Here is a 7590-nt window from a genome sequence, read left to right as displayed (position 1 = left end):
AGTCCTCGGGATGGATCAGGGAGGCCAGTTCGGAGCCGACGAGTTCCTCCGCGTCCCGGCCGTAGACCTTGGTGGCGGCGGGTGAGACGTAGCGCCCGGGGTGCGACTGACCTCCTACGACCGGCTGGAGGCGGCCAAGTGGCTGCGCGTCGACGAACTCTCCGTCGACCTCGGCGGCGCCGACGTCCGGGCCGACTACCTCTCCTCCGGCCGGGTCAGCGACCGGCGCACCGTCAGCGAACTCGCCGCCGCGCACGACCCCGGCCCCGGCAGGCGCACCGTCGCCGCGCTCAACGCCGACTTCTTCGACATCAACGAGACCGGCGCACCCCAGGGCGCCGGCATCCGCGACGGGCGCCTCACCCAGTCGCCCGCCCCCGGTGCCCACCGGGCCGTCGGCATCGGACCCGGCGCCGCCGGACGCGTCCTCCAGCTCTACTTCGACGGCACCCTCACCCTGCCCGGCGGCGCCACCCGCCCCCTCGCCGGCTACAACGCGGCCAACGTCCCGCCCGGAGGCATCGGCCTCTACACCCCCGACTGGGGCGACGCGGACCGCGCGCTCACCGTCGACACCGCCACACCCGTCGCCGAAGCCCTCGTCCGCGACGGCCGCGTGGTCTCCGTCGGCGACCGGCCCGGCAGTGGACCGGTCCCCGCCGGGGCCACCGTCCTCACCGGCCGCGAGGCCGGTGCCACCGCGCTCCTCGCCCTGCGCCCCGGCGACCCCGTCACCACCGAGTACCGGCCCCGCACCGACGGCGGCCCGGTACCCCGCACGGCGGTCGGCGGACGCGAACTCCTCGTCGTCGACGGCGTCCCGCAGGACCACGAGGGCACCGGCAACAACGCCACCGCGCCCCGCACCGCCGTCGGCTTCTCCGCCGACGGCCGGCGGATGCACGTCGTCACCGTCGACGGCCGCCAGGCCGACAGCGGCGGGGTCACCCTCACCGAACTCGGCCGGATGATGCGGCAGGCCGGCGCCCGCAACGCCCTCAACCTCGACGGCGGCGGCTCCTCCACCCTCCTCGCCCGCGTCCCCGGCACCGACACCCTCCGCACCGAGAACAGCCCCTCGGACGGCAGCGAGCGGACCGTGCCCAACGGCCTGGCCCTCACCGTCCCCGACGGCAGCGGCCGGCTGCGCGGCTACCACGTGGAGACCGCGATGCCCGCCGCCACCGCGCCCACCGCCGACCCCGTCCGCGGCGGCCACCCCGAGCGCGTCTTCCCCGGCCTCACCCGCCGCCTCACCGCCGCCGGCCACGACGAGACCTACGGCCCCGCCGCCGGCGCACCCCGCTGGCGGGTCCACACCCCGTCCGTCGGACGCGTCGACGAGGACGGGGTCTTCCGCGCCGGACGGGGCGGCAGCACCGAGATCACCGCCGTCCGGGGCGCGGCCCGCGGCGGCACCCTGCTCACCGTCCTCGGCCCCCTCGCCCGGATCGAGCCCACCACGCGGCGCGTCGCCCTCGCCGGCACCGGCGCGACCGGTGCCTTCGGCGTCCTCGGCCGCGACGCCCAGGGCAACAGCGCCCCCGTCGAACCGGACGACATCCGCCTCGACTACGACCGGCTCCTCTTCGACGTCCGCCCGGACGGCCAGGGCTCGTTCACCGTGCGGGCACGGGCCGCCGCCGGTGCGGCCGGCACCGTCACCGCGACCGTCGCCGGGCACCGGACCGTGGTCGGGGTGAGCGTCGGCCTCACCGAACAGCCCGTCAGCGGCTTCGACGACGCCGCCGCGTGGCGCTTCAGCCACGCCCGCGCGGACGGCGCCCTCGCCGCCACCCCCGACGGCCACACCGGCACCGGCCTGGAACTCACCTACGACTTCACCCGCTCCACCGCCACCCGCGCCGCCTACGCGGCCCCGCCCGCGCCGGTCCCCGTCCCCGGCCAGCCCCAGTCCTTCTCCCTGTGGATCAAGGGCGACGGCAACGGCGCCTGGCCGACGCTCCACCTCAAGGACGCCGCCGGCTCCGACCAGCTGCTGCGCGGCCCGTACGTCACCTGGACCGGCTGGCAGCGGATCACCTTCCCGGTCCCGGCGGGCGCGGCCTTCCCGCTGGCCGTACAGCGCTTCTACCTCGCCGAGACCGCCCCCGCCCGCCAGTACACCGGCCGCATCGTGATCGACGGACTCGACGCCCGCGTCCCGCCGGACGTCACCCTCCCCGAACCTCCGCGCGTCACCGATCCGCTGATCACCACCGGGGCCGCCACCCGGGCCCGGGACTGGCGCTTCGCCGTGATGTCGGACGCGCAGTTCGTCGCCCGCGACCCCGACGGCGAGATCGTGCGCCAGGCCCGGCGCACCCTCCGCGAGATCCGGGCGGCCGGGCCGGACCTGCTGCTCGTCAACGGCGACCTCGTCGACGAGGGCTCCCCGCAGGACCTCGCCTTCGCCCGCCGGGTCCTCACCGAGGAACTCGGCGACCATGTGCCCTGGACCTATGTGCCCGGCAACCATGAGGTGATGGGCGGCCGGATCGACGACTTCACCGCCGAGTTCGGGCCCGCGCACCGGGTGTTCGACCACCGGGGCACCCGCTTCATCACCCTGGACACCTCCCGGCTGAGCCTCCTCGGCGGCGGAATCGGCCAGATCGCCGCCCTGCGCGCCCAGCTGGACGCGGCCGCCGGGGACCGGACCGTCTCCTCGGTGGTGGTCGTGCAGCACGTACCGCCGCGCGACCCGACGGTGCAGAAGGGCAGCCAGCTCGGCGACCGCAAGGAGGCCGCGCTGATCGAGGACTGGCTCGCCGCGTTCCGGCGCGCCACGGGGAAGGGGGCCGCGCTGATCGGCAGCCATGTGGGCGTCTTCCACGCGGCGCGGGTGGACGGTGTGCCGTACCTGATCAACGGCAACGCGGGGAAGAACCCCGCCGGCCCGGCGGGGGAGGGCGGCTTCACGGGCTGGTCCCTCGTCGGCGTCGACCGTGTGAGCCCCGCCGAACAGGCCGCCGCCCGCCGCGCCCCGTGGGGCCCCGGCCCCGACTGGATCTCCGTCCAGACCCGCGCCCACACGGACGAACTCCGGCTGGACGCGCCACCCTCCCCGCGCCCCGGGGAGACGGCCACCGTGACCGCGACCGTCCGCCAGGGCACCCGCCAGGTCCCGGCCCGATGGCCCCTGAGCGCCGACTGGACGGGCTCACCCACCCTCCACCTCGGCCCGCGCCCCGCCGAGGCGCACCGCCACCACGTCGCCTCCTTCGACCCGTCGACGGGCCGCCTCACCGCGCTGCGACGGGGCGCGTTCACCCTCACGGTGAGGGTGAACGGGACGGCGACCGAGGTGGCGGTGACGGTGGCCCCGACGCCGGGGGCGGATCGCGCGACGGCCGGACCCGCCCCGCTGGTGACGGCCGGGCCCACGGGCCCCGTCCCGTATGCGACCACCGGGCCCACAGCCCCCGCCCCGCTGGTGACGGCCGGGCCCACGGCCCCCGTCCCGTACGCGACCACCGGCCCGCCGGCACGACCACGCCCGCGCGCCCTCGCCACCGGCTCCGCCGACTGACCCCCGTGCGCTCCTCGGCGGGGCCCCGGCGTCCCGGGGCGACGACAGGGCGCTCCCGCCGCTACCCCCGGACGCCCGACCCCGGTCCGCCGACGCCCGACCCCGGTCCACCGAGGGCCAGTCCGGGGACGCCGGGGTCCCCGAAGTGGCGTTCCACCTCGGCCCGGGAGACCCCCGCCAGTGCGGACGGCGACCACTTCGGCGACCGGTCCTTGTCGATCACCTGCGCCCGGATGCCCTCCATCAGGTCCGGCGAGGCGAAGGACGCGCACGACACCCGGAACTCCTGCTCCAGCACGGCCTCCAGACTGTCCAGCTCCCGGGCGCGCCGCATCGACTCCAGCGTCACCTTCAGCGCACGCGGCGAGCGCTCCGCCAGGGTGTCCGCCGCCTCGGCGGGGCCGTGGCCGCCGTGGGCCAGGAGCCGACCGGTGATCTCCTCCACCGTGTCCGCCGCGAAGCAGTCGTCGATCCAGGCGCGGGCGTCCGCGAGCCGGCCCTCCGGCGCGGGCCGCGCGTACCGCCGTACCGCCTCGGCCGGGCCGTGCGCGGCGACCGCCGACACCAGCTCCGCGAGCCGCTCCGACGGCACATGGTGGTCCGCCAGCCCCAGGGCGATCGCGTCCCCGGCCCCCACCGCGTTCCCCGTCAGCGCCAGATACGTGCCGAGTTCGCCCGGCGCGCGGCTCAGCAGCCAGGTGCCGCCGACGTCGGGCACGAAGCCGATCGCGGTCTCCGGCATCGCGACCCGGGAGCGCTCGGTGACGATCCGTACGCCGCCGTGCGCGGCGACCCCGACCCCGCCGCCCATCACGATCCCGTCCATCAGGGCCACATAGGGCGTGGTGAGCCGGGCGATGCGCGCGTTGAGGCGGTACTCGTCGCGCCAGAAGCCGATCGAGGCCCGCCCGCCGGCGCGCGCGTCGTCGTGGATGGCCCGGATGTCGCCGCCCGCGCACAGTCCCCGCTCGCCCGCGCCCGAGACCACGACCGCCTCGATCGCCTCGTCCCGCTCCCAGGCGCCGAGCGCCGCGTCGAGGGCGCGGACCATGGGGTGGGTGAGGGAGTTGAGCGCGCGCGGCCGGTTGAGCACGGCGTACGCGGTCCGGCCCTCGGCGCGCAGCAGGACGGGGTGCTCGGTCTCGTCGGGGGCCATGCCGCCGTCCTTCCATGAAGCGGGGGTTCCGGTCGCGGGACGCGTCGCCCGGACGCACAGCCAGGCCGTGTCGCCGGTCGCCTTGCCCGGACGCACAGCCCGGACGCGCCGGAGCTGCCGCGCACATCCTCGCGCACCGGCGGCGCGCACCCCGCCGCCGGGTCACGTTTGGACGGCGATGGCGCCCCGGGGCTCGGCGCGCGGGCCGACCCCGTACAGACTGCGAGGGCAGGGCCGCCATACTGGACGGTCACGGGAGGGCGAACGGCGGCGACGGGGGCGGCGGCAGGAGATGGCGGAAACCAGGCTGGTCCAGGGCCGGTACCGGCTGCTCGATCTCATCGGGCGCGGGGGCATGGGCGAGGTGTGGCGGGCACGCGACGAGTCCCTCGGGCGGCACGTCGCCGTCAAGTGCCTCAAGCCCATGGGCCGTCAGCCCGACCAGGCCTTCGGCGACGTCCTGCGCGCCCGGTTCCGCCGCGAGGCCCGGGTCGCCGCGGCCCTCCAGCACCCCGGGGTGACCGTGGTCCACGACTTCGGCGAGGACGACGGCGTCCTGTACCTGGTCATGGAACTGCTGGAGGGGCGCAACCTCAGCCAGCTGATGGAGGAGCAGAAGCAGCGCCCGCTGCCCGTCGAGGACGTCGTCGACATCGCCGACCAGCTCGCCGGCGCCCTCGCCTACACGCACGAACAGGGCATCGTGCACCGCGACCTGAAGCCCGCCAACATCATGCGCCTGACCGGGGGCACGGTGAAGATCTGCGACTTCGGCATCGCGCGCCTCGGCGAGGACATCGGCTTCAGCGCCAAGCTCACCGGCACCGGCATCGCCATGGGCACGCCCCACTACATGTCGCCCGAGCAGATCGGCGGCGGCTCCGTCGACCACCGCAGCGACCTGTACTCGCTCGGCTGCGTCCTCTATGAACTCGCCACCGGGGCACCGCCGTTCGACCTGGAGGACACCTGGTCCATCCTGGTCGGCCACCGCGACACCCCGCCCGCGCCGCTGCGCGAGCTCCGCGAGGAGATCCCCGCCTACCTGGAGCGGGCCGTCCTCGACCTGCTCGGCAAGACGCCCGAGGACCGGCCCGCCGACGCGGGGGAGCTGCGCCGCCGGATCGCCGGGGGCCGCCCGTCCGGCACGGGCGGTGCGCCGACGGTGCCCGGGCCGCGGGCCACCGGTCCGGACGGGTCCGGGGCGCTGCCCGCCTGGGCGCGGGGGATGACGGGCGGGCCCAAGGCCCTCGGCGGCTCCGGCGCGGTCCCCGTGGACCCGGCCGGCGCCGCGGTCCTGACGGGCCCCTGGACCGGCCCGCCGGCCGGGCCCGCCCCCGGCCTGCCCGGCCCCGCCACCCAGGACGGCTCGCTCCCGCCCCCGGGCCCCGACGCCCGGCACACCGCGCACACCCCGGCCGGGAGCGCCGGGGCGGGCGCGCCCACGCCGGCGCACGGGGCCGGCGGCGGCCCGGACCCGGGCGCGGGGGACCGCTCCGCCCCGGCGACCGCCGGCGGTTCCGGCACACCCGGCGACGGCACGGCCCACCCCGGCCCCGCCCCGACCGGCTCCCACACCACCCCGGCCGTGAACGGCCCCGCCGGAACCCACGGCCCCGCCGGGACGCAGAGCACCGCCGGAACTCATGGCACCCCCGGAACCCACGGCCCCGCCGCGACGGCCGTCGCGCCCGCCGCCACCGCCGCGTACGGGCCCGGCCGGGGCACACCGCCGCCGGAGCTGCTGGCCGCGCTCGCCAACCGGCACGCCGCCGGCGTCAGCCTGGGCCGTCTCGGGCGCTGGGCCGAGGCGGAGGAGGTGCACCGCGCGGTCGTCGCCGAACGTGCCGGACTCCTCGGCGCCGACCACCCCGACACCCTGGCCGGCCGCTACGAGATCGGCGTCGCCCTCAGCCGCACCGGCCGGGCGGCCGCCGCCCTGGGCGAGTTCGCCGAGGTCGTCGCCGGCCGGGAGCGGGCCCTCGGCCCGGACCACCCGGCGACCCTCGCCGCCCGCCAGGAGACCGCCTACGTGCTCGGCCAGACGGGCCGCCACGAGGAGGCCCACCGGGTGTACGAGCAGGTCGTCGCGGCGCGCGAGCGCAGCGCCGGGCCCGACCACCCCGACACCCTGCGCTGCCGTCACAACCTCGCCTTCACCCTCGGCCGGCTGGGCCGGATCGAGGAGGCGCACCGCACGGCGCACCAGGTCGCCGAGGCACGCGCCCGGGTCCTCGGCCCGGCCCACCCCGACACCCTGGCCACCCGCTACGAGGTCGCCCACGCCCTCGGCCGCCTGGGCCGCTGGGCCGAGGCCCTCGGCACCTACCGCGATGTCGCCGCCGCGCGCGCCACCACCCTGGGACCCGACCACCCCGACACCCTCGCCGCCCGCTACGAGACGGGCATCAGCCTCGGCCGGCTGGGGCGCAGCGCCGAGGCCCTGGACCTGTTCCGGGTACTGGTCGACGACCGCACCCGGATCGACGGGCCCCTGCACCCGGAGACCCTGCGCGCCCGCCACACCCTGGGTGTCAACCTCGGCCGGCTCGCCCGCTGGCAGGAGGCCCTCACCCAGGCGCGGGAGGTGAGCGCGCTGCGGGAGCGGGTCCTCGGCCCGGAGCACCCGGACACCCTGGTCAGCCGCCGGGAGGTGGCCGTCGGGCTCGGCTGGCTGGGCCGCTGGCACGACGCGTACGCCCTGTACCGGGAGGTCGCGGCGGCGCGCGAACGCGTCCTGGGGCCCGGCCACCCGGACACCCTCGCCAGCCGGAACGACGAGGCCCACTGCCTGGAGCAGCTCGGCCGCCACGCGGAGGCGGTCGACGTCTACCGCCACGTCGCCACCCTCCGCGCCGCCCCGCCCCCGCCCCGGCCGTGACGCCCCCGGACGCGGCGGGAC

At 77.6% G+C, this 7590-nt stretch carries 2 protein-coding genes and 1 pseudogene; 2 read left to right on the top strand and 1 reads right to left on the bottom strand.

Annotated features, from left to right (window positions below; all coding sequences use genetic code 11):
* Window positions 1–88: 88 nt before the first annotated feature.
* Window positions 89–3532 (top strand): annotated as a pseudogene (locus tag ABZ457_RS06860) (phosphodiester glycosidase family protein); the annotation flags it as partial.
* Window positions 3533–3593: 61 nt separating this feature from the next.
* Here the strand turns inward: ABZ457_RS06860 and ABZ457_RS06855 are convergent.
* Complete coding sequence (locus ABZ457_RS06855) at window positions 3594–4688, bottom strand: enoyl-CoA hydratase/isomerase family protein (protein WP_359154672.1); 1095 nt, start codon at window positions 4686–4688, stop codon at window positions 3594–3596.
* A 292-nt stretch (window positions 4689–4980) separates the two neighbouring features.
* Here ABZ457_RS06855 and ABZ457_RS06850 point away from each other — a divergent pair, with 292 nt between their 5' ends.
* Window positions 4981–7569 (top strand): tetratricopeptide repeat protein, encoded by a 2589-nt coding sequence (locus ABZ457_RS06850; protein WP_359154670.1) that lies wholly within the window; start codon window positions 4981–4983, stop codon window positions 7567–7569.
* Window positions 7570–7590 lie beyond the last annotated feature (21 nt).

Origin of the sequence: Streptomyces sp. NPDC005805 (assembly GCF_040630445.1) — a bacterium.
In the GTDB taxonomy this organism is placed as follows: domain Bacteria; phylum Actinomycetota; class Actinomycetes; order Streptomycetales; family Streptomycetaceae; genus Streptomyces.
The sequence above is the reverse complement of the archived record's forward strand: the minus strand, read 5'-3'. Positions and strand labels throughout refer to the sequence as shown.